Origin of the sequence: Achromobacter pulmonis (genome assembly GCF_002885955.2) — a bacterium.
GTDB classification, from domain to species: Bacteria; Pseudomonadota; Gammaproteobacteria; order Burkholderiales; family Burkholderiaceae_B; genus Achromobacter; species Achromobacter pulmonis_A.
In genome coordinates this window covers 289,969-312,911 of the sequence record NZ_POQS01000006.1, presented here as the reverse complement: position 1 = coordinate 312,911, position 22,943 = coordinate 289,969, and the positions used below count along the sequence as shown (strand labels likewise).

Annotated in this window: 19 protein-coding genes; 13 read left to right on the top strand and 6 right to left on the bottom strand. The window is 68.4% G+C overall.

The window, feature by feature from the left end; genetic code table 11:
* The first annotated feature begins 22 nt into the window (after positions 1–22).
* Together C1I89_RS23190 and C1I89_RS23185 are read left to right on the top strand one after the other, a co-directional pair.
* Positions 23–1,006: a Bug family tripartite tricarboxylate transporter substrate binding protein gene (locus tag C1I89_RS23190; protein ID WP_102774810.1), complete on the top strand. Its 984-nt coding sequence runs from the start codon at positions 23–25 to the stop codon at positions 1,004–1,006.
* Between the two features lie 40 nt (positions 1,007–1,046).
* Positions 1,047–2,471 carry a M20 family metallopeptidase gene (locus C1I89_RS23185; RefSeq protein WP_102774809.1) on the top strand — a complete coding sequence of 475 codons (1,425 nt, stop codon included), beginning with the start codon at positions 1,047–1,049 and terminating at the stop codon, positions 2,469–2,471.
* A gap of 33 nt (positions 2,472–2,504) precedes the next feature.
* Here C1I89_RS23185 and C1I89_RS23180 read toward each other — a convergent pair whose 3' ends face one another.
* The gene (locus C1I89_RS23180) at positions 2,505–3,131 is read right to left on the bottom strand and encodes a TIGR00730 family Rossman fold protein (protein WP_102774808.1); all 627 of its coding nucleotides are present in this window, start codon (positions 3,129–3,131) and stop codon (positions 2,505–2,507) included.
* 64 nt (positions 3,132–3,195) lie between these two features.
* Between C1I89_RS23180 and polA the strand changes: the two genes are divergently transcribed.
* From polA to C1I89_RS23165, 3 genes are all read left to right on the top strand, one after another.
* Positions 3,196–5,913, top strand: coding sequence for a DNA polymerase I (gene polA / locus C1I89_RS23175; RefSeq protein ID WP_102774807.1), 2,718 nt, complete (start codon positions 3,196–3,198; stop codon positions 5,911–5,913).
* Between the two features lie 111 nt (positions 5,914–6,024).
* Entirely contained in the window at positions 6,025–6,864 is an 840-nt protein-coding gene (locus tag C1I89_RS23170) for a ZIP family metal transporter (protein WP_102774806.1), read from the top strand.
* A gap of 49 nt (positions 6,865–6,913) precedes the next feature.
* Positions 6,914–7,705, top strand: a complete 792-nt coding sequence (locus C1I89_RS23165) for a dienelactone hydrolase family protein (RefSeq protein WP_102774805.1) — start codon at positions 6,914–6,916, stop codon at positions 7,703–7,705.
* A 155-nt stretch (positions 7,706–7,860) separates the two neighbouring features.
* Here the strand turns inward: C1I89_RS23165 and C1I89_RS23160 are convergent, their stop codons facing one another.
* Positions 7,861–9,522 carry a Na/Pi cotransporter family protein gene (locus C1I89_RS23160; RefSeq protein WP_102774804.1) on the bottom strand — a complete coding sequence of 554 codons (1,662 nt, stop codon included), beginning with the start codon at positions 9,520–9,522 and terminating at the stop codon, positions 7,861–7,863.
* 178 nt (positions 9,523–9,700) lie between these two features.
* On the opposite strand from C1I89_RS23160, the gene C1I89_RS23155 reads away from it, so the two are divergent.
* Positions 9,701–11,092, top strand: a complete 1,392-nt coding sequence (locus tag C1I89_RS23155; RefSeq protein WP_102774803.1) for an L-serine ammonia-lyase — start codon at positions 9,701–9,703, stop codon at positions 11,090–11,092.
* A 65-nt stretch (positions 11,093–11,157) separates the two neighbouring features.
* Here the strand turns inward: C1I89_RS23155 and htpX are convergent, their stop codons facing one another.
* Entirely contained in the window at positions 11,158–12,039 is an 882-nt protein-coding gene (htpX, locus tag C1I89_RS23150; RefSeq protein WP_102774802.1) for a protease HtpX, read from the bottom strand.
* Positions 12,040–12,190: 151 nt separating this feature from the next.
* Between htpX and C1I89_RS23145 the strand changes: the two genes are divergently transcribed.
* Positions 12,191–13,045, top strand: a complete 855-nt coding sequence (locus tag C1I89_RS23145) for a DMT family transporter (RefSeq protein WP_102774801.1) — start codon at positions 12,191–12,193, stop codon at positions 13,043–13,045.
* Between the two features lie 40 nt (positions 13,046–13,085).
* Positions 13,086–13,937: a sulfurtransferase gene (locus tag C1I89_RS23140; protein ID WP_102774800.1), complete on the top strand. Its 852-nt coding sequence runs from the start codon at positions 13,086–13,088 to the stop codon at positions 13,935–13,937.
* 37 nt (positions 13,938–13,974) lie between these two features.
* Here C1I89_RS23140 and C1I89_RS23135 read toward each other — a convergent pair whose 3' ends face one another.
* Positions 13,975–14,544, bottom strand: a complete 570-nt coding sequence (locus C1I89_RS23135; protein WP_102774799.1) for a phosphonate degradation HD-domain oxygenase — start codon at positions 14,542–14,544, stop codon at positions 13,975–13,977.
* A gap of 54 nt (positions 14,545–14,598) precedes the next feature.
* A complete protein-coding gene (locus C1I89_RS23130) occupies positions 14,599–15,462 on the bottom strand; it encodes a LysR family transcriptional regulator (protein WP_102774798.1) in 864 nt (287 codons plus the stop codon).
* 173 nt (positions 15,463–15,635) lie between these two features.
* Here C1I89_RS23130 and C1I89_RS23125 point away from each other — a divergent pair, with 173 nt between their 5' ends.
* From C1I89_RS23125 to C1I89_RS23105, 5 genes are all read left to right on the top strand, one after another.
* Positions 15,636–16,709, top strand: a complete 1,074-nt coding sequence (locus tag C1I89_RS23125; RefSeq protein WP_102774797.1) for a putative 2-aminoethylphosphonate ABC transporter ATP-binding protein — start codon at positions 15,636–15,638, stop codon at positions 16,707–16,709.
* A gap of 7 nt (positions 16,710–16,716) precedes the next feature.
* Positions 16,717–18,468, top strand: a complete 1,752-nt coding sequence (locus tag C1I89_RS23120) for a putative 2-aminoethylphosphonate ABC transporter permease subunit (protein ID WP_102774796.1) — start codon at positions 16,717–16,719, stop codon at positions 18,466–18,468.
* Positions 18,469–18,493: 25 nt separating this feature from the next.
* On the top strand, positions 18,494–19,315 hold the full coding sequence (gene phnX, locus C1I89_RS23115; RefSeq protein WP_440130660.1) for a phosphonoacetaldehyde hydrolase: 822 nt from the start codon (positions 18,494–18,496) through the stop codon (positions 19,313–19,315).
* Between the two features lie 94 nt (positions 19,316–19,409).
* A complete protein-coding gene (locus C1I89_RS23110; RefSeq protein WP_102774794.1) occupies positions 19,410–20,432 on the top strand; it encodes a putative 2-aminoethylphosphonate ABC transporter substrate-binding protein in 1,023 nt (340 codons plus the stop codon).
* A gap of 57 nt (positions 20,433–20,489) precedes the next feature.
* Positions 20,490–21,620 carry a TIGR03364 family FAD-dependent oxidoreductase gene (locus C1I89_RS23105; RefSeq protein WP_102774793.1) on the top strand — a complete coding sequence of 377 codons (1,131 nt, stop codon included), beginning with the start codon at positions 20,490–20,492 and terminating at the stop codon, positions 21,618–21,620.
* Positions 21,621–21,695: 75 nt separating this feature from the next.
* Here the strand turns inward: C1I89_RS23105 and C1I89_RS23100 are convergent, their stop codons facing one another.
* Complete coding sequence (locus C1I89_RS23100) at positions 21,696–22,844, bottom strand: aromatic ring-hydroxylating oxygenase subunit alpha (RefSeq protein WP_102774792.1); 1,149 nt, start codon at positions 22,842–22,844, stop codon at positions 21,696–21,698.
* Positions 22,845–22,943 lie beyond the last annotated feature (99 nt).

Sequence of the window (22,943 nt, the reverse complement as noted above, 5' to 3'; positions counted from 1 at the left end):
TTCCGTCAGGAGTGGCTGGTCCATGAAGTTCCGCTTGCTGCATGCCCTCGTCTGCGCCGCCGCCGTCGGCGCTTCCGCCTGCGCGGCCGCGCAAGGCGCATATCCGTCCCAGCCCGTGCGCCTGATCGTGCCGTTCGCGCCCGGCGGCTCCACCGACGTGCTGGCGCGCGCGGTGGCCGAGGGCATGCGCAAGGAGCTGGGCCAGAGCGTGGTAGTGGAAAACCGCGCGGGCGCCGGCGGGCTGCTCGGCACCGAGGCAGTGGCGCGGGCCGAGCCCGACGGCTATACGCTGGGCATGGCCACGGTCAGCACCATGGCCGTCAATCCCTTGCTGTACGGCACCAGGCGCGTGGACCCGGCGACCCAGCTGAAGCCGGTGGCGCAGGTGGCGACGGTGCCGGTCGTGTGGATGGTGAACCCGTCCTTCCCGGCCCAGGACTTTGCGCAGTTCCTGGCCGAGCTGCGCGCCAACCCGGGCAAGTATTCCTACGGTTCGCCGGGCGTGGGCTCGCTGGGGCACCTGAACCTGGCGGCCATGAACGCCAGCCTGAAAGTGGAGGTGCTGCACGTGCCGTACCGCGGCATGGGGCCGGCGCTGACCGCCGCGGTGGGCGGCGAGGTGCAGGTGCAGCAGGACCAGTACGCCTCGGCGCAATCGCTCATCAAGGCCGGCAAGCTGCGCGCCATCGCCGTGTCGGCGCCCGCGCGGCTGGCCGGCATGCCGGAGCTGCCGACCATGCAGGAGCTGGGCTATCCGCAGCTCAATGCGCTGGGCCAGACCTGGTTCGGACTGGTTGCGCCGGCCGGGACGCCGGACGCCGTGGTGCAGCAACTGAACCAGGCGGTGGCGCGGGCGCTGGCCGACCCGGGGCTGGTGCAGCGCCTGGCCACGCTGGGCGCGCAGCCCGACACCGGCAGCCCGCAGGCGTTCGCCGAGCGCATCGCGGGCACGCTGGCCGCCAACCGGAAAATCATCGAAACTGCCGGGATCAAGCTCGACGAGTGACGTGACCGGTTCACAGGCCATTCCCGCCACTGGAGACACTATGGGTGCCATCGACAAACTCGTGCCGTTCATCGACGCGCGCAGCGAGCGCTACGCGGAGCTGAGCGACCGCATCTGGAGCCTGGCCGAACTGCGCTACGACGAGCACAAGTCGGCCGAACTGCATATCGCCATGCTGGAGCAGGCGGGGTTTCGCGTCACGCGCGACGCCGCTGGCATTCCGACCGCGTTCGTGGCCGAGGCCGGCAACGGCGGCCCGGTGATCGGCATCCTGGGCGAGTACGACGCGCTGTCCGGCCTGAGCCAGGAAAGCGGCGCCTACGCCTGCCAGCCCTCGCCGGAAACGCCCAACGGCAACGGCCACGGCTGCGGCCACCATCTGCTGGGCACGGCCGCGCACTTCGCGGCGGTGGCGGTCAAGGAGTTCCTGGAAGCCAACGGGCTGCCCGGCACCATCCGCTTCTACGGCTGTCCCGCGGAAGAGGGCGGCTCGGGCAAGACCTTCATGGCGCGCGCCGGCCTGTTCGACGACCTGGACGCGGCGCTGACCTGGCATCCGGCCTCGCATACCGGCATCTTCCACCAGTCGTCGCTGGCCAACATCCAGGCCTATTTCCGCTTCCGCGGCATCGCGGCGCATGCGGCGAACTCGCCGCACCTGGGTCGCAGCGCGCTGGACGCGGTGGAACTGATGAACGTGGGCGTGAACTATCTGCGCGAGCACATGGTGCCGGACGCGCGCGTGCATTACGCCGTGACCAACAGCGGCGGCATTTCGCCCAACGTGGTGCAGGCCCGCGCCGAAGTGCTTTACCTGGTGCGCGCGCCCATCAACTCGCAGGCGGCGGAACTGTACGAGCGCGTGCAGAACGTGGCGCGCGGCGCCGCGCTGATGACGGGCTGCGAGCTGGAAATCGTATTCGACAAGGCCTGCTCGAACTACATCCCCAACAGCGTGCTCAACCGCATCATGTACGCCAATATGCAGGCCTTGCAGGGGCCAGCCTATACCGAGGGCGAACAGCAGGCCGCGCGCCGCATGTGGGACGCGATCTCCGAAGACGATATCGACAACGCCGGCAAGAACCTGGGCGCGGTGCTGCGCAATCCCACGCCGCTCTTTGCCGGCGTGGCGCCGTACGATCCGGACAAGACCGAGCTCACCTACGGCTCGACCGACGTGGGCGACGTGAGCTGGGTCGCCCCGACCGCGCAATGCTGGGGCGCCTGCTATGCCTACGGCACGCCGTTCCATTCGTGGCAGATGGTGGCCCAGGGCAAGATGTCCATGGCGCACAAGGGCATGGTGCACGCCGCCAAGATCATCGCGGCGACCGCCGCCGATCTGTATGTCCAGCCCGAGGCGCTGGCGCGCGCCAGGGAGGAACTGCTGCAGGCGCGGCGCGGGCAGCCTTATGTCTGCCCGATCCCGGCCGACGTGCTGCCCTCGTTCATGCGAGGATAAGAACTCCCCACGCCGCGCCTGCCCGGTGCGGGATCAGGCGGGCAGGGACGGCGCGTATTGCGCGTCGGAATTGACCTTGGCGTGGAATTCCACCACCTTGCGCACGACCTTGACGGGATCGTCTTCGATGATGAAGAGATCCAGGTCGTGTGCGCCTATCATGCCATTGCCCAGCACCTGGTCGCCCAGCCATTCCACCAGGCCGGACCAGTATTCGCTGCCCACCAGGACGATGGGAGCGGGCGGCACTTTGCCCGTCTGGATGAGCGTCAGCGCTTCGAAGAGCTCGTCCAGCGTGCCGAAACCGCCGGGCATCGCCACGTAGGCGAAGCTGTGCATGAAAAACGTGGCCTTGCGCGAGAAAAAATACTCGAACGACAGGCTGATGGTCTGGTATTCGTTGTTGTGCGCTTCGTGCGGCAGGCTGATGTTCAGCCCGATGCTGGTGCCGCCGGCTTCGAATGCGCCCTTGTTGGCTGCCTCCATGATGCCGGGACCGCCGCCGGCGATGACTGCGAAACCTGCGTCGGCCAGAGCGGCCGCGATCGCGACGGTGGTCTCATAGTGAGGGGAATTGCGGCTGACCCGAGCACTGCCGAAGACGCTGACGGCGGGCCCGATGTGCGCGAGCTTGTCTGCCGCCGTCCGTATCTCTGACATAATCAGCGGAATTTGTTTGTTGGCGGGTGTTTCCGCAGCGATTGCCATATCTGCCTTTGTAACCATGAAAAAAACCTTATTACTGGTCGACGGTTCAAGTTACTTGTACCGCGCTTTCCACGCTATGCCTGATTTGCGCAATGCGCAAGGCGAACCTACGGGTGCGCTCTACGGCGTGGTGAATATGCTGCGCAAACTGGTATCTGATCATAAGGCAGAGTATGCCGCATGTATTTTCGACGCCCGGGGTAAGACGTTCCGGGATGACATCTACCCGGAATACAAGTCGCACCGCCCGCCCATGCCCGAAGACCTGGCCGCGCAGATCGAGCCCATCCACCGCGCCGTGCGCGCGCTGGGCTGGCCGGTGCTGGCCATCGAAGGGGTGGAAGCCGACGACGTGATCGGCACCCTGGCCAGGCGCGCCGCCGAACTCGACGTGCACACCATCGTGTCCACCGGCGACAAGGACCTGGCGCAACTGGTCAACAGCCATGTCACGCTGGTCAACACCATGAGCGGCGAAACCCTGGACGAGACCGGCGTGCTGAACAAGTTCGGCGTGCCGCCGGACCGTATCGTCGATTACCTGATGTTGGTGGGCGATACCGTCGACAACGTCCCGGGCGTGACCAAGGTCGGCCCGAAGACGGCAGCCAAATGGATTACGGAATTCGGCTCCATCGAAAAGCTGATAGCAGGCGCCGAAGGCATCAAGGGCGTGGCGGGCAATAACCTGCGCGACGCGATTCCGCGCTTCCCGCTCACGCGCCAGCTGCTGACCGTGAAGTACGACTGCGACCTGGCCGGCCACGTCGACCACATCGACGACCTGACGCCGCGCCCGCGCGATATCGAGGCCCTGACCGAACTCTACGAACGCTACGGTTTCCGCACCTGGCTGCGCGAGCTGACCGGCGACGCCGAGCGCGTGCCCACGGGCGATGCGCGCATCGCCCACGACGCGCCGGCCGCGCCCACCGAGCTGGATTACCGCATCATTTCCGATTGGGCCGCCTTCGACGACTGGATGACGCTGATGGACGGCGCGCAGCTGGTCGCGCTGGACACCGAGACCACCTCGCTGGACGAAATGCAGGCCCGCCTGGTGGGCCTGTCGCTGTCGGTGGCGCCCGGCGTGGCCTGCTACATCCCGGTGGCGCACCGCGGCCCGGACGGCGCGGCCCAGCTGCCCAAGGACGAGGTGTTGGCGCGCCTGAAGCCGTGGCTGGAGGACGCATCGCGCGCCAAGCTGCTGCATCACGCCAAGTACGACACGCACGTGTTCGCCAACGAAGGCATCCGCCTGGGCGGCGTGGCCGAAGACACCATGCTGCAGGCCTATGTGCTGGAGTCGCACCGCGGCGTGGGCCTGAACGACCTGGCCCAGCGCTACCTGGGCCGCAGCGGCGTGTCCTACGAAGACCTGTGCGGCAAGGGCGCCAAGCAGATCGGATTTGACGAAGTGGCGGTCGACAAGGCCGGCCACTATGCCGCCGAGGACGCCGACTTCACCTTGCAGCTGCACCGGGTGCTGCGTCCGATGGTGGCCGCCGATGCCGGCCTGGAGCGCATCTACCGGCTGGAGATGCAGGTGTCGGCGGTGCTGACCACGATCGAGCGCAACGGCGTCAAGGTCGACGCCGCCGAGCTCGGCCGGCAAAGCCACAAGCTGGGCCAGGAAATGCTGCAGCTGGAGCAGAAGGCCTATGAACTGGCGGGCCAGCCGTTCAACCTGAATTCCCCCAAGCAGCTGGGCGAGATCCTGTTCGGCCGCATGGAGCTGCCGGTGGTGCGCAAGACCGCCAGCGGCGCGCCTTCGACCGACGAGGAAGTGCTGAGCAAGCTGGCGCAGGACTATCCGCTGCCGCAGGTGCTGCTGGAATACCGCGGCCTGTCCAAGCTGAAGTCCACCTACACCGACAAGCTGCCGCGCATGATCAATCCGGACACCGGACGGGTGCATACGCACTACTCGCAGGCCGCGGTGATCACCGGCCGGCTGGCCTCGTCCGATCCCAACCTGCAGAACATCCCGGTGCGCACCGAGGCGGGCCGCCGTGTGCGCGAAGCCTTCGTGGCCGAGCAGGGCATGCTGCTGTCGGCCGACTATTCGCAGATCGAGCTGCGCATCATGGCCCACGTCTCGGACGACGCCAACCTGCAGCGCGCCTTCGCCGCGGGCGAGGACATCCACCGCGCCACGGCCTCGGAGGTGTTCGGCGTGCCGCTGGCCGAGGTGTCCTCGGAGCAGCGCCGCGCCGCCAAGGCCATCAACTTCGGCCTGATCTACGGCATGGGGGTGTTCGGCCTGGCGTCCAACCTGGGCATCACGCGCGACGCCGCGCAGGCCTACATCGACCGCTACTTCGCCCGCTATCCCGGCGTGGCCATGTACATGGACGACACCCGCCGCCGCGCGCGCGAGCAGGGCTATGTGGAAACCGTCTTCGGCCGCCGCCTGCAGCTGCCGGAGATCCGCGGCGGCTCCGGTCCGCGCCGCCAGGCCGCCGAACGCGCGGCCATCAACGCGCCCATGCAGGGCACGGCGGCCGACCTGATCAAGATGGCCATGGTGGCGGTGCAGGACTGGCTGGACGCCGAAAAGCTGCAGACGCGCATGATCATGCAGGTGCACGACGAACTCGTGCTGGAAGCGCCCGACGCCGAGCTGGAGCTGGTGCGCAGCACGCTGCCCGGCCTGATGTGCGACGTGGCCAGCCTGCGGGTGCCGCTGGTGGCCGAGGTCGGCGTCGGCAGGAACTGGGAACAGGCGCACTAGGACGGGGCTGGCCCTAACGGGCCAGCCCAAACGGGCCGGCCCATTTCCCGTTTTGGGCTTGCAACGATATAATGTTGCGCCTTCCCGCCCACCTACTACACTCTCCCCAACATGCTACTGCTCTGGGTTCTGCTCGCCACCATCACCGGCGGGCTCATCGCGGTACTCATCGCGAGCTGGCTGGCCTACAAGGTCTTCGCCAAATACCTGCACCACATGGTGAGCCTGTCGGTGGGGGTGCTGCTGTCGGTGGCGCTGCTGCACCTGCTGCCCGAAGCCTTCGAGGCCGGCGTGGCCGACGCCCATGTGCTGTTCGCGCTGATGCTGGCCTCGCTGATCGGATTTTTCGTGCTGGAGAAGATCGCGCTCCTGCGCCACAGCCATCATCACGAGGGCGACGGCCATCACCACCACAAGGGCCATGACCGCCACGAGGCCGGCCGCGGCGGCGTGCTGATCCTGATCGGCAGCTCGCTGCACAACCTGGCCGACGGCGTGCTGGTGGCGGCGGCCTTCCTGACCGATCCGCTGCTGGGCGTGCTGACCGCCGCGTCCATCATCATCCACGAAGTGCCGCACAAGCTCGGCGATTTCGTGGTGCTGCTCAACGCCGGGCTGGCGCGCCGGCGCGCGTTCGCGCTGATCCTGTTCACCAGCTTGTGTTCAGCCGTGGGCGGCATAATAGGGTTCTTCGTGCTGCAGCAGGCGCAGGGCTGGGTGCCGTATATTCTGGTGGTGGCGGCCAGCAGCTTCCTCTACATCTCGGTGGCCGATCTGATGCCGCAAATGCACGAAAGGGTATCCCTGGCCGACGCCGTCCCGCAGTTGCTGCTGGTCGGGGTGGGCGTGGCGCTGATCTACAGCGTGACCTCGCTGATGCACCACGGGCACGACCATGGCGCCGAAGCCGGCCATGGCGCGCCGCAGGTCGAACACGTCCACCGCCACTAGGCGGGCCGCCGGGAACCCAGGCTTCGTCGACCCTACACAGGAGGTTCCCATGAGTTTTTCCGCAGCAGCCGGCAACGTCGCTCCCACGGTGATCCATACCGACGCGCAGGGGCTGGCCCACGGCGATTTCAAGCTGCCGGTGGCCGACGGCTCGATCGACGCCTACTACGCCGCGCCCGAGGGCGCGCGCGACTTGCCCATCGTGCTGGTGGTGCAGGAAATCTTCGGCGTGCACGAACACATCAAGGACCTGTGTCGCCGCGTCGCCAAGGCCGGCTACCTGGCCGTGGCCGCCAACCTGTACGAACGCCAGGGCGACGCCTCCGCCTATACCGACATTCCCAAGCTCATTTCGGAACTGGTCAGCAAGGTGCCGGACGAACAGGTCTACGCCGACCTGGACGCCAGCGTGGCCTGGGCCGCGGCGCACGGCGGCGACGCCAGGCGGGTCGCGGTCACCGGATTCTGCTGGGGCGGCCGCCTGACCTGGATGTACGCGGCGCACAACCCGGACGTCAAGGCCGCGGTGGCCTGGTACGGCAAGCTCAGCGTGGGCCACGGCCCGCTGATCAAGCGCGTGGCCTTCGACGTGGTGGACGAACTGCACGCGCCGGTGCTGGGCCTGTACGGCGGCAAGGACGCCAGCATCCCCCTGGCCGACGTCGAAACCATGAAGGGCAAGCTGGCCGCCTCCGGCAACGAAAACGCCCGGCGTTCCGAGTTCGTGGTGTACCCGCAGGCCGACCACGCTTTCATGGCGGACTACCGCGCCAGCTACCAGGCCGAGGCGGCCAAGGACGGCTGGGGGCGGATGCTGGATTGGTTCAAGCGGTATTTGTGAGGTTTTTTGCGGGTGATGGGTTTCGCGCGCTCGCGCTGCACCCATCCTACGGGACGCGACGAATGCCGTAGGATGGGTGCAGCGCGAGAGCCCTTAAGCAAGAACACCGATCGCGAGCGCGCGAAACCCATCAGGCGCCACCACCCGCCATCCGTTCAATTCCCCGCTTCCCGCAGCCGGCTCGGCAGCAGCTCCCCGTGCCGCGCCAGCAGCGGGTAGGCGGCGGCGCCCACCAGGTGCGAATTGATGCCCTTCATGTCGCGCAGGATATCCAGGTAGAGCGCGCCGACTTCGGCCGCGTCGACCTGGCCGGCCTTGATCTTCTGCAGGTGCGTGTCCGCGGCGGCGGTCTCTATGGTGCGAAAGCGCGCCTTTTCCTCCGCCAGCGAACGCGCCTGGCGCAGGTCGTCGTTGACGAACAGGGCGGCGGCGGTGCGCTGGTTGGCGATCAGCTGGCCCAGCGTCTCGTCCAGGCTGGCGCGCTGTTCCGGCGAGAAGGTCCAGCCCTGCTTGCGCAGCTTGGCGATGTGGCCGAGCAGGCCGTGGTGGGCGATGTCGCCGGCATGACCGACATTGCTGATGAAGGCCAGGATGTCGTCCAGGCGCTGCAGGTCTTCGCGCGTCATGTTCTCCTGGTCCAGCGTGGCCAGGTAGGTGGTGATGGCGTTCTCCAGCTTGTCCAGCGCGCTGTCGAGCTGGCGCGCCTGCACCATGCGGTGGCGGTTGTCGCGCTTGAAGCCGGCGCGCGCGTACAGCAGCAGCGTCTGCAGCATGTCGGCCATGCGCAGGCCTTCGCGCGCGGCGTTGCCCAGCGCCACGGCCGGCACGTCGTGGGCCCATTCGTCCAGGTACTGGGGACGCGACGGGTCGTTCGGGTCGGCGCGCTTGGGCAGCCAGCGGGTGAGCAGGGCGGCGTAGGGCGTCAGCAGCGGCAGGAACACCACGGCGATGACGGCGTTGAACAGCGTGTGGAAGTTGGCCACGGCGCGGGCCGGGTCGTCGGCCAGCTCGCTCATCATCGGCTGCAGGTAAGGCAGCAGCATCAGCCCGGCCAGCACGCCGATCACGCGGGTCAGCAGATTGCCCAGCGGCAGGCGGCGCGCGGCGGGGTCGTCGCCGGTCACGCCCTCGATCATGGGATTGATGGCGGTGCCCAGGTTGGCGCCCAGCACCAGCGCGAACGCCACGTGCGGCGCCACCATGTGGTGCGTGGCCAGCGACATCACCAGCACCACCACGGCCACGCTGGAATGCGCCGCCCAGGTGAAGGCGGCCGACAGCAGCACGGCGGCCACCGGCTGGGTCGCCAGCGCGTCCAGGATCAGGCCCAGCATGGGCGCGGTCTGGAACGGCTGGAACAGCTGCACCAGCTGGTGCAGCGACAGCAGCAGCAGCCCCAGGCCGATGAAGACGCGGCCCAGGTCGCGGGTGCGGCCCGGCGGGTAGCGGCGGAACATCCAGACCCCGGCCAGGATCAGGATGGGGGCGAGCGAGGTCAGGTCGAACGACAGCAGCTGGACGATGAGGGTGGTGCCGACGTTGGCGCCCAGCATGGCGGCCAGGGCCGGCGCCAGGCTCACGACCCCGCCAGCGGCGAAGCCGGTGATCATCAGGCCGGTGGCGGTGCTGCTCTGCAGCGCGGCGGTGATGCCCAGGCCGGCGGCGAAGGCCCGCAGCCGGGTTCCGAGAGCGCGGCCCAGCGCCGCGCCCAGGGCCGCGCCGAAGGCGCGTTGCACGCCGGTCTGGACCATGTGCACGCCCCACAGGAGGAGGGCGACGTAGCCCGCAAAATCAAGCAGCGTGATGAGTCCGGACATCCTGGGGTGTTTCCATTCTTTTTATGACAAGAAATAATTCTGTAATGATCGCATGCGCGGGCCAGGCTGGGGAGCCTGTCCCCACAATACAGCATACGCCTGTCGGGGCCTTTGCTGCGCGCCGCGGGGGCAGCGCGTATCATTGCCTCACCATTCGTCAGATGCACTGGAGTTTTGCGTGGCGGTTTCCGTTTTCGATCTGTTCAAGATAGGCATAGGCCCGTCCAGTTCCCACACCGTGGGACCCATGCGGGCGGCGCTGCTGTTCGCCCAGGGGCTGGAGCGCGACGGGCTGATGCCGCGCGTGGCGTCCGTGCGCGCCGAACTGTACGGATCGCTGGGCGCCACCGGCAAGGGCCACGGCACCGACAAGGGCGTGCTGCTGGGCCTGATGGGCGAGGCCCCCGACACCGTGGATCCCGCGGCCATCGCCGGCATGATCGCCTCGGTGCGGGCCAGCCGCCAGCTGCCCCTGCTGGGGCGCTACCCGGTGGCCTTCGTGGAAAAGGAACACATGCTGTTCTACCGCCGCGAAGCCATGGCCGAACATCCCAACGGCATGAAATTCCACGCCTTCGACGCCGAGGGCGAGCGGCTGCGCGAAGCGCGCTACCTGTCGGTCGGCGGCGGTTTCGTCGTGACCGCGGGGGCCTCCAACAGCCAGGTCATCGCCGCGCATGACCAGCTGCCGTATCCTTTCCGCATGGGCCGCGAGCTGCTGTCCATGTGCCGCGACAGCGGCCTGTCGGTGGCCCAGCTCATGATGAAGAACGAGCTGACCTGGCGCGACGAGGCCGAGGTGCACGCCGGGCTGGACCGCATCTGGCAGGTCATGCAGGACTGCGTTTCGCGCGGCTGCGGCATCAACTACCCCGAGGCCGACGGCGAGCTGCCCGGCCCCTTGCGCGTGCGCCGCCGCGCGCCCGAGATGTACCGCAACCTGACGCAGCGCGCCGAGCGCACGCTATCCGACCCGCTGTCCGTGATGGACTGGGTCAACCTGTACGCCATGGCGGTCAACGAGGAAAACGCCGCCGGCGGCCGGGTGGTCACGGCGCCGACCAACGGTGCGGCAGGCATTATCCCGGCCGTGCTGCACTATTACGACCGTTTCGTGCCCGGCTCCAACCGCGACGGCGTGCGCGATTTCCTGCTGACGGCGGCGGCCGTGGGCCTGCTCTACAAGTACAACGCCTCGCTCTCGGGCGCCGAGGTCGGCTGCCAGGGCGAAGTCGGCGTGGCCTGCTCGATGGCCGCCGGCGGCCTGGCCGCGGCGCTGGGCGGCACGGTGGAGCAGGTCGAAAACGCCGCCGAGATCGGCATGGAGCACAACCTGGGCCTGACCTGCGACCCGGTCGGCGGCCTGGTGCAGATCCCCTGTATCGAGCGCAACGCGATGGCCTCGATCAAGGCCGTGAACGCGGCGCGCATGGCGCTGCGCGGCGACGGCCAGCACTACGTGTCGCTGGATTCGGTCATCAAGACCATGCGCGAGACCGGCGCCGACATGAAGACCAAGTACAAGGAAACGGCGCGCGGCGGCCTGGCGGTCAACATCGTCGAATGCTGAGCGCGCAATGAAAAAAGCCGCCAGGCCCCTGCGGGCCTGGCGGCTTTTTGCTGCCTTCGGCGGCGTCAGATCACGCGGGCGTTCTGCAGCGCGGCGATGCGGGCCGGAATCGGCGGGTGCGAGGCGAACATGGCCGCGATGCCGCCGCGGCCGGTGATGCCCGAGGCCTCGAAGGACTTGGGCAGGTCGCCGGGCTCCAGCCCGCCCAGGCGGGCCAGGGCGCGGATCATCGGCTCGCGCGCGCCCATCAGGTGGGCGGAGCCGGCGTCGGCGCGGTACTCGCGCTGGCGCGAGAACCAGGCCACGATGATCGAGGCCAGCACGCCGAAGATGATTTCACAGACCAGCACCGTGATGTAGTAGCCGGGCCCCACGCCGCGTTCGTTCTTGAACACCGCGCGGTCGATGAAGTAGCCGACGACCCGGGCCAGGAACACCACGAAGGTGTTGACCACGCCCTGGATCAGGGTCAGCGTGACCATGTCGCCGTTGGCGATGTGGGCCACTTCGTGGGCCAGCACGGCGGCGACTTCCTCTTCGCTCATGCTTTCCAGCAGGCCGGTCGAGACGGCCACCAGCGAATCGTTCTTGAACGCGCCGGTGGCGAAGGCGTTGGGCGCGCCTTCGTAGATGGCGACCTCGGGGCGGCCGATGCCGGCGCGGTCGGCCAGCTGGTGCACGGTGTCGACCAGCCAGGCCTCGCGCTGGTTGCGCGGCGAATTCGGGTCCAGCACGTGGGCGCCGGTGCTCCACTTGGCCATGGGCTTGCTGATCAGCAGCGAAATGATGGCGCCGGTGAAGCCGACCACCAGCGAGAAGATCAGCAGGGCGTTCAGGTTCAGGCCATTGGCGGTGATGTAGCGGTCTACGCCCAGGATGCGCAGCGTGGCCGACAGCACCAGCATGACGGCCAGGTTGGTGACGACGAATAGGATGATGCGTTTCATGTTTTTTTGTTTCCTCTGCGAGCGGGAATTGCCCGAATTCGACCCGGCGGCGGCCCGCCAGTTCCCCGAGCCGGCGGCGCCTCCGCGGTGACGAAGAGTATAGTATCGCTTTCCCTTAGTCCTACTCACCTTTCCCTTAGCGCAGATCCCCATGCAGGCTCTCTGGATGTTAGTGGCGTCCGCCATGTTCGCCGCCATGGGATCGTTCGTGAAGCTGGCCACCGAGCATGGCGCATCGCTGCCGCAGGTCGTGCTGTTTCGCGGGCTGCCCTCCGTAATCCTGCTGCTGATCTGGGCGCGCGCCGGACGCCAGTCCATCGTCCCGAGTAGCTGGAAGCTGCACCTGTGGCGCAACCTGTCGGGCGTCACCTCGATGTGGCTGGGTTTTTTCGCCATTTCCCACCTGCCGCTGGCCACCGCCACCAGCCTGAACTACACGGCCCCGCTGTTCATCGCCTGTTGGATGCTGGGCTGGGGCGGCGCGCAGCGCGACGCCGTGCGCATTATTGCGGTGGCGCTGGGCTTTCTGGGGGTGATCGCCGTGCTGCGCCCCAGCATCAACGAGGACCAGTGGCTGGCCGCCCTGCTGGGCATGGGGGCGGGCGCCATGTCGGCCATCGCCATGCTGCAGATCCGCCAGCTGGGCCGCATCGGCGAACCGGAATGGCGCACCGTGCTGTTTTTCTCGGTGGGGGTGTGTCTGTCGAGTATCGGCGGAATTGCGTATGAAGGCTGGGGCCAGGCCGACTGGAGCGGTTATCTTTCACTGGTCGGCGTGGGCGTGGCGGGCCTGTTCGGCCAATTGGCCATGACGCGCGCGTTCGGCGTGGGTTCGGCGCTGCTGACGGCGGCGCTGCAGTACAGCACCATTATTTTCGCGGCGCTCCTGGGCATGGGCCTGTGGGGCGACCGGCTCGACGCCCTGGCCTGGGCCGGCATGGGCCTGATCATATTCGCCGGCCTGCTGTCGGTGTGGCGCACCATGCGCGACCCCAAGGCGGCATGAGTCCGGCGGGCCGTCTCTATCTCTTACAGGAGCACAGCGCATGACGATGACACTGATTTCCGCCGCCGACCTGGCCAAGCGCCTCGATTCGCCCGACGTCCGCGTATTCGACGTGCGCCACGACCTGACCAACCATGCGGCCGGCCGCCAGGCCTACGAGGCCGGCCACATCCCCGGCGCCCGCTACCTGGACCACGAAACCGAACTGGCGGCGCCGCGCACCGGCGCCAACGGGCGCCATCCGCTGCCTTCGCGCGCGGACTTCGGCGCGCTGATGGCGGCCCACGGCGTCACGCCGCAGACCCTGGTGGTGGCCTACGACGCCAGCGGCGGCATGTATGCCGCCCACCTGTGGTGGATGCTGCGCTGGCTGGGCCACGACCAGGTGGCGGTATTGGACGGCGGCTGGCAGGCCTGGACCGCGGCCGGGCTGCCGACCACGACCGAGGCGGCCCCCGCCGTGCAGGCCGGCCAGCCGGTGGAACCGGGGCCGTCGCTGGCCGCCACGGTGGACGCCCGGACGGTGCTGGACAATATCTCCCGCCCCGCATTCACTGTGATCGACGCGCGCGCGGCCAACCGCTACCGCGGCGAGGTCGAGCCCATGGACCCGGTGGCCGGCCACATTCCGGGCGCCCTGAACCGCCCCAACGGCGAGAACCTGCAGGCCGACGGCCGCTTCAAGCCGGCCGCGCAGCTGCGCGAGGAATTCGCCGGCCTGCTGGCCGGCCGCGATCCCGCCGCCATCGTGCACCAGTGCGGCTCGGGCATCACCGCCTGCCACAACCTCCTGGCCATGGAGATCGCCGGCCTGTCGGGCTCGCGCCTGTATCCGGGGTCCTGGAGCGAGTGGTGCAGCGACCCGTCGCGTCCGGTGGCCAAGGGCGCCTAGGCGTCCCCGCCAGTCGGGCATGGCTTGCCAGCCAGCCCTACCACGCGGCCGTCAGCTTGACCCGTTCCGAGGCGGCCTCGGCGATTTCCAGGAAGTGATCCAGGGGCGGCGTCGCCAGCCCCGGCACCTTGGCCTGGTCGTCCCAGCGCCTCAGGCGGATCGCGTCCGGCGCGCCCCGCAGGCTGGCGAAATCCACCGCCTGGCCCGCATCGAAGCTACCGCCCTGTAGCGCCAGGCTGCGTCTGGAATCCTCCGACAGCGACGCTTCATAGTGCGGTTCCACATAGCAGAGGTAGCGCTTGGCCTCGACGTGCAGCCGGATCGGCTCCAGCACGGGCGGGCCGAACAGGCCGCGCAGAAAGGGCAGCACGAAGTACTGGTGCTTGTCGTCGATGCCGCGCAGGGTCGGCGTGCCGGGCCGGTCGGCGATGAGGTGGCCCAGGTCGTGCAGCAGGCAGGCTGTGATCAGGTGCGGGCCGGCGCCGTTGCGCTCGGCCAGCGCCGCGGTCTGCAGCGCGTGCCGCAGGTGGCTGACGGACTCGCCGTCATAGGAGCGGTGTCCGCGCTCCAGGAAGATCTGTTCGATGTCTTGCAGGGTCAAGGCCATGGTTGTCTCCGGATTGGCCGCAAGGGGGAGGGGGCGCAGCGGGGCTGCGGGCGGTCAGCCGGCGGCCGGCGCCATCTCCAGGAAGCGCGCGATGAGCTGCACCGGTTGGCGCTCGCGCAGGCAGTACAGGTATTCGTGCATCAGGATGTCGGCGCCCTGGATATTCAGCGCCGCCAGGTCCGGGTGCGACGGGATCTCGCGCGAGGGAATCAGGCTGACCCCCAGCCCGCACAGAATGGCCTGGCGGATCGATTCCCGGCTGCCGATCTCCAGCGTGCGCCGCACGGTCACGCCGGCCTGCTGCAGCGCGTCTTCGGTTAGCTGGCGCGTCATGGAGCCGGGCTCGCGCACCAGCAGCGCGTGGTCGGCCAGCTCGGCCAGGCGCACCTCGCTGCGGCGGGCCAGCGGGTGGTCGCGATGCGTGACCACCCGGATGGGGTCGGCGGCGATCATGCGCCGGTACAGGTGCTTGTCATCCATCAGCAAGGACGATGTGGCAATCTCGATGCGGTAATCGTGCAGCGCCTGCAGCATGCTTTGCGAATTGCCGATGGTGAGGGTCAGGTCGATGCCGGGATAGCGCTGGTTGTAGGTGCGCACCGTGTCCATGATGTAGTAGGGGCCGGTGGCGCCGATGCGCAGATTGCCTTCGCGCAGGTCGCTGGCGTCGCGCAGGCGGAAGTCGATCTCGGTTTCCTGCTGGACCAGTTTCTCGACCATGGGCATCAGGCTGTGGCCGGCGTCCGACAGCCGCATGCCGCGGCCCTGGCGGTGGAACAGTTCGACGCCGTAACGCGATTCCAGCTGGCGCAGTTGCCCCGTGACCGTGGGCTGGCTGACGCCCAGTTGGGCGGCGGCCTTGGTGACGGTGCCGCAGCGGGCGACGGCATAGAAGGATTTGAGTTCGGCGACGAGCACGGGGCAAGGGGGGGCGGTAAATGGGGGCGGCACTGGGCGCGGCAGGGGCCCAATGCACGAGACCGCCAGTACACCAAAATAATTTGATGTTTTTATTACTGCATTTGCGCGAAGTGTCATAAACACTCAATACGCGCCTTCCATACTGCGAGCGTTCCCATACCGGAGGCCCCATGGCCGAACGCGACAACGCATTTCTCTCTGTCAGGCATCTCGTGAAGCGCTTCGGCAGCCACACCGCGCTGTCGGACGTCTCGCTGGACATCCGCGCCGGAGAGCTGGTGTGCCTGCTGGGCCCGTCGGGCTGCGGCAAGACCACCCTGCTGCGCGCCATCGCGGGCTTGGAGCGCCAGGACAGCGGCGCCATCGTGCTGTCCGGCCGCGACATCTCCCACGCCGAGCCGCAGGCGCGCGACTACGGCATCCTGTTCCAGTCCTACGCCCTGTTTCCCAACCTGACCGTGGCCCAGAACGTGGCCTACGGGCTGAGCGGCAAGCGCGCCCACCGCAACCACGTCGCCAACCGCGTCGAGGAAATGCTCACGCTGGTGGGCCTGGCGGGCGCGGCCGACAAATACCCCGGGCAGATCTCCGGCGGCCAGCAGCAGCGCGTGGCCCTGGCGCGCGCGCTGGCGCCTTCGCCGTCGCTGCTGCTGCTGGACGAACCCATGTCCGCGCTGGACGCCCGCGTGCGCGAACACCTGCGCATCGAACTGCGCGCGCTGCAAAAGCGCCTGTCCATCACCACGCTGATGGTGACGCACGACCAGGAAGAGGCCATGGTGATGGCCGACCGCATCGCCGTCATGAACGGCGGCGTCATCGAACAGTACGGCACCCCCACCGAGCTCTACCGCCAGCCCCGCTCGGCCTTCATCGCCGACTTCGTGGGCGAGGCGAACTGGCTGCCGTTCGAGCGCCTGGACGCCCACCGCGCCCGCGTCGGCCGCCAGGAACTGGCCGTGGACGAGGCGCTGGACGCCGCCAGCGGCCGGCTCTTCGTGCGTCCGGAGGCGGTGCGCGTGAGCACCGCCCGCCCGGAGCAGCCCAACGCCATGCTGGCCGACGTGCTCGACGGCGTGTTCCTGGGCCGCGGCTACCGCCTGGCCCTGCGCCTCGAAGGCGTGCCCGGCGCCACCGTGCATTCCGTCGTATCCCCCGAAATCGGAGACGCCCTGCTGGGCCCTCACGCCGCCAGCCGCTGCTGGGTGGAGCTGCCGCGCCATGCGATACGCGCCTACGCTTGATCCGGCGATGACCCGTTCCGCTTCCCCCGCGCCGGCGGTCTGCGCCGCGCCCGCGCCGTCCCTGGGCCGGCGTCCCTTGCCCGCCTGGGTCGGCGCCGCCGGCCTGGCCGGCGGGCAGGGCGCGCTGGCGCTGTGCCTGCTCTTGTTCCTGGCGCTGCCGCTGGCGGCGATCCTGGTCAAGTCCGTGACCGACGGCGACGGCGCCTGGGCCGGGCTGTCGGTGGTCGCCGGCATCATCGGCGGCGAAGGCTTCCTGGGCATGGTCGGGCGCAGCCTGGCGGTCGGCGCGGTGACCATGCTGCTGGTCGTGCCCTGCGCCTACGGATTCGCCTACGGCCTGACGCGCACGCGCCTGCCGGGCAAGGGGCTGCTGCGCACCGTCGCGCTGCTGCCGCTGCTGGCGCCGTCGCTGCTGCCCGGCATCGCGCTGGTGTACCTGCTGGGCAACCAGGGCCTGCTCAAGGACCTGTTCGGCGGCGCCACCATCTACGGCTTCTGGGGCATCGTGGCGGGCGAGGCGTTCTATACCTTCCCGCACGCCCTGATGATCCTGCTGACCGGCCTGACGCTGGCCGACGGCCGTCTCTACGACGCCGCCCGCGCCATGGGCGCCGGCCCCTGGCGCACCTTCCTCACCGTCACCCTGCCGGGCACCCGCTACGCCGTGTTCTCGGCGTGCTGCGTGGTGTTCACCCTGACCGTCACCGATTTCGGCGTGCCCAAGGTCGTGGGCGGCGACTACAACGTGCTGGCGATGGAGGCCTACAAGGCCGTGGTGGGGCAGCAGAACTTCCCCAAGGGGGCGGCCATCGGCATCCTGCTGCTCCTGCCCGCGGTCCTGACCTTCGCGCTGGACCGGCGGCTGCGCGCCCGCCAGGGCGCCCAGATGAGCGGCCGGGCCCAGCCCTACGCCGCCGGCCCCGACCCTCGCCGCGACGCCGCGTTCCTGGCGCTGGCGGGCGCGGTGGCCGCGTTCCTGCTGCTCATCATCGGCGTGGCGGTATGGGCCTCGTTCGTCAAGATGTGGCCGTACAACCTGTCGCTGTCGCTGCGTTCCTACGACTTCGACAACATGGACGGCGGCGGCTGGCTGGCCTGGCGCAACAGCCTGCAGCTGGCGTTCTGCACCGCCGTGGCCGGCACCGCCGTGGTCTTCACCGGCGCCTGGATGGTCGAAAAAGTGCCGGCCCGCGGCGCGCTGGCCCGTGGCCTGCGCGGCATGGTGGGCATGCTGGCGCTGGTGCCGATGGCGGTGCCGGGCCTGGTGCTGGGCCTGGGCTACATCTTCTTCTTCAACAGCCCGCTCAATCCGCTGAACGTGCTGTACGGCACCATGCCGCTGCTGGTGCTGTGCACGGTGGTGCACTTCTACACCAGCGCGCACCTGACGGCGGCCACGGCGCTCAATGCGCTGGACCCGGAGTTCGAAGCCGCTTCCGCGTCGCTGAAGGTGCCGCGCCTGACCACCTTCCTGCGCGTGACGCTGCCGATGTGCCTGCCGGCCGCCCTGGACGTGGCCCGCTACCTGTTCGTTTCCGCCATGACGACGGTGTCCGCCGTGGTGTTCCTGTACAGCCCCTCCACGGTGCTGGCCGCGGTGGCCGTGCTGAACATGGACGACGCCGGCTTCATCGGCCCGGCCGCCGCCATGTGCACCGTGATCATGGCCAGCTCGGCCGTGGCGGCCCTGGCCCTGCATCTGGCGAGCCGCGCGCTGGTGGCGCGCAGCCAGGCCTGGCGCCGCCCGGCGGCCCATTGACCGATTGTTCTCAAGGATGACCCCCATGACAGTTTCCCCTTTGCCCGTCCGCCTGGAAGCGGTGATCTTCGACTGGGCCGGAACGCTGGTCGATTTCGGTTCCTTCGCGCCCACCAAGGTTTTCGTCGATGCGTTCTCCCAGTTCGGCATGGACGTGTCGCTGGAGCAGGCCCGCGGCCCCATGGGCATGGGCAAGTGGGACCACATCCGCACGCTGTGCAACGAGCCTGCCATCGCCAGCCAGTACCACGAACGCTTCGGCCGCCTGCCCACCGACGACGACGTGACCGCCATCTACGAGCGCTTCCTGCCCATGCAGCTGGAGAAGGTCGCCCAGTATTCCGCGGCCATACCCGGCGCGGCCGAACTGCTGCGCGCGCTGCGCCAGCGCGGCCTGAAGATCGGTTCGTGCTCGGGCTACCCCGACAGCGTCATGCGCCGCGTGGTCGAGCGCGCCGCCGCCGAGGGCCTGGAACCCGATTGCATCGTGGCCAGCGACGACGTGCCGCGCGCCCGTCCGGCGCCCGCCATGGCGCTGAAGAACGTGGTCGAGCTGGGCCTGTCGGACGTGGCCGCCTGCATCAAGGTCGACGACACCGCGCCCGGCATCGAAGAGGGCCGCCGCGCCGGCATGTGGACCGTGGGCCTGCTGCTTTCCGGCAATGCCGCCGGCCTGACCCTGGAGCAGTACCTGAGCCTGGACGAGGCCGGGCGCCAGCAGGTGCGGGCCAGGGCCAGCGCCGAGCTTTCCCCGGCCGCGCCGCACTACCTGATCGACACCGTCGCCGACCTGCCCGGCGTGATCGCCGATATCGAATCCCGCTTGTCGGCAGGCAAGCGTCCCTGACCCTTCACCGCCCCGCGTTCGCTGCACACGGGACCGGCTTGCGCCGGCCCCGCGGGGTTTTGCAGCCTTTTTCCGCCTACCAACGGAGTACTCCATGAATCGCTACAAGCTGCTTGCACTGGCCGCCGCCCTGACGGGCGTGATGGGCACCGCTTCCGCCGAGACCACCCTGACCGTCTACACGGCGCTGGAAGCCGACCAGATCAAGGCCTACCAGGCCGCCTTCGAAAAGGCCCATCCCGACATCAAGATCCAGTGGGTGCGCGATTCCACCGGCATCATCGCCGCCAAGCTGCTGGCCGAGAAAAGCAATCCCAAGGCCGACGTGATCTGGGGCCTGGCCGGTACGGCCCTGGGCCTGATGGACAAGGAAGGCATGCTGCTGCCGTACGCGCCCAAGGGCCTGGACCAGATCGCGCCCAACATGCGCGACGCCAAGGCCGAGCCCTCGTGGGTCGGCATGGACGGCTACGCCGCCGCCATCTGCTTCAACACCATCGAAGCCGAAAAGCAGAAGCTGCCCAAGCCCACCTCGTGGCAGGACCTGACCAAGCCGGTCTACGCCGGCAAGATCGTGATGCCCAACCCGGCCTCCTCGGGCACGGGTTTCCTGGACGTGAGCGCCTGGCTGCAGATCTTCGGTGAAGAAAAGGGCTGGGCCTATATGGACGCGCTGCACAAGAACATCGGTTCGTACACGCATTCCGGCTCCAAGCCTTGCAACCTGGCCGCCGCCGGCGAATTCCCGATCGGTGTGTCGTTCGACTACCGCGCCGCCAAGCTGAAGGCCGACGGCGCGCCGGTCGAGGCCGTGTTCCCGTCGGAAGGCCTGGGCTGGGAAGTCGAGGCCACCGCCATCGTCAAGGGCACCAAGCACCTCGAGGCCGCCCGCAAGCTGGCCGACTTCTCGGCCAGCCGCGAAGCCAACGAGCTGTACAAGGCCAACTTCGCGGTGCTGGCGATTCCCTCGGTGGCGACCGTCAACCCCAACCTGCCGTCCGACCTGACCAAGCGCATGATCAAGAACGACTTCGTGTGGGCCGCCACGAACCGCGAACGCATCATCGCGGAATGGACCAAGCGCTACGACGGCAAGTCCGAGCCGAAGAAGAAGTAAGCAGCGTTATCGGGGCCGCCGCAAGGGTGGTCCCCAATTCTTTCCAGTGGTCCAGAAATGAAGAACTTTGACGTAATCGTGGTGGGCGCGGGCATGCTGGGCATCGCCCACGCCTGGGCGGCCGCCAAGCGCGGCCTGTCGGTGGCCGTGATCGAGCGCAGCCGCCAGGCGCATGGCGCCACGGTCCGCAATTTCGGCCAGGTGATCGTGACCGGCCAGGCGCCGGGCACGATGCTGTCGCACGCCCAGCAGGCGCGCGAGCTGTGGCTGGACCTGGCGGGCAAGGCGGGTTTCCACGTGCGGGCCAACGGCGCGCTGGTGCTGGCGCGCAACGCCGACGAGGCGGACGTGCTGCAGGAATTCGCCGAAACCCGCATGCGGCAGGAAGGCTATCGCGCCGAACTGCTGTCGGGCCGCGAGGTCGCGCGCCTGTACGGCGGGCGGTTGGCGCATCACTGCGCCGCGCTGCAAGGCCATGACGACCTGCAGATCTATTCGCGCGAGGCGCTGCCGGCGATCACGCGCTACCTGGCCGAGTCGCTGGGCGTCACCTTCATCACCGGCACGCTGGCGCGCGCCGTCGAAGGCGGCCGGGTCTGCACGTCGGCCGGCGAATTCCAGGGCGGGCACGTGTTCGTCTGCCCCGGCCACGATTACCTGACCCTGCTGCCGGAACTGTTCGCGCCGCTGAACCTGGAGGTCACGCGCCTGCAGATGCTGCGCGCCGCGTTCGAGGCCGATCCCATCGCGCTCGACCGGCCGCTGCTCACCGGCCTGTCCTGCGTGCATTACGGCGCGTTCTCCGACCTGCCGTCGGCGCTGGCGCTGCGCGAAGTGATCCAGGCGCGCACGCCCATGCTGCTGGAAAACGGCATCCACCTGCTGATCAGCCCCACGCCCTACGGCGAACTGATCATCGGCGATTCGCACCGCTACGGCCAGGATGCCCCGCCGTTCAACGACGAGGCCGTGGACGACGCGATGCTGGACCTGGCGTCGCAGGCCCTGGCCGCGCGGCTGCGGGTGCTGGAGCGCTGGCAGGGCGTGTACGGCGCGCACGGCCCGGCGCCGTTCTCGGTGATGGCCGTGGATGCGGCCACGACCGTGGCGGTGATGCACTCGGGCGTGGGCATGACGGTGGGGCTGGCCATCGGCGAGCGCGCCGTGGCCGGGACGCTCGGCCGCTGATCCGCGCAGCCCGGCCCACCGGCCAAAAAAAAGCCTTGCGGGCAAGCAAGGCTTTTTTGTTTGCACGGCAGGGCCTCAGACCCGGTCCTGCATGATGCGGCGATACCATTCGTGGAAGTGCTGCATGCCGTCTTCCATGGGCGACTGGTAGGGGCCGGTTTCGTTGACGCCGCGCTGCATCAGGGCCTTGCGGCCGGCGTCCATGCGTTCGGCGATCTCGTCGTCCTCGATGGCCGTCTCCATGTAGGCGGCGCGCTGCGCCTCGACGAATTCGCGCTCGAAGGCGGCGATTTCCTCAGGGTAGTAGAACTCGACCACGTTCACGGTTTCCTGCGGGCTCTTGGGATACAGCGTGGAGAGCACCAGCACGTGCGGATACAGTTCGATCATGTGGGTCGGGAAATACGTGACCCAGACCGCGCCGAAATCGGGCGCGTCGCCTTCGCGGAACGCCAGCAGGCGGTCATGCCACTGCTTGTAGACCTCCGAGCCCGGCTGCGCCAGCGCGTTGTGCACGCCGACGCGCTGCAGGCTGTACCAGTCGTTGAACTCCCAGCTCAGGTCGTCGCAGGTGACGAAGCGGCCCAGGCCGGGGTGGAACGGACCGACGTGGTAGTCCTCGAGGTAGACCTCGATGAAGGTCTTCCAGTTGTAGTTGCACTGGTGCACCTCGACGTGGTCCAGCACGTAGTCGCCGAAGTCGAACTCGGGCCGCGCGAACAGCGGCGCCATGTCGGCGGCCGGGTCGCGCGGGCCTTCGAACAGCAGGCCGTGGCAGTCGCGCAGGCGGAACTTCTGCAGGTTCATGCAGGGCGTGGTGTCGAACTGGGGCGCGCCCAACAACTCGCCCTTGTTGTTGTACGTCCAACGGTGCAGCGGGCACACGATGTTGCCGCCGGTCGCCTTCAGGTTGCCCTTGGTATTGCAGTTGCCGGCCACGTTGCCGGCTTCGCCGCCAAGCATCAATGCCTGCCGGTGGCGGCAGACATTTGAGATGAGTTCGACGCCTTGCTGGTTGCGGACCAGCAGGCGACCTCCGTTTTCCTGGACCAGCGTGCGCCAGTCCCCGACCTCGGGCACCAATTTCTGGTGGCCGACGTATTGCGAGGATTGCTTGAAAATGAGTTCTTGCTCGCGGGCAAAGAGGGCTTCGTCAAAATATGCGCTGACGGGTAGCTGGGTGCGAGCTGGCACTACATGTGCCATCCGACCGATGTCGGTCATGATTCCCTCCGCTCGGATAAAAAAGCCAGGACGGTTGAGCTGTCGCCGAGCAGCTTTGCCTGGTGGCTCGCCCGGCGTGCGCGGCAATCTCGTCCGGCC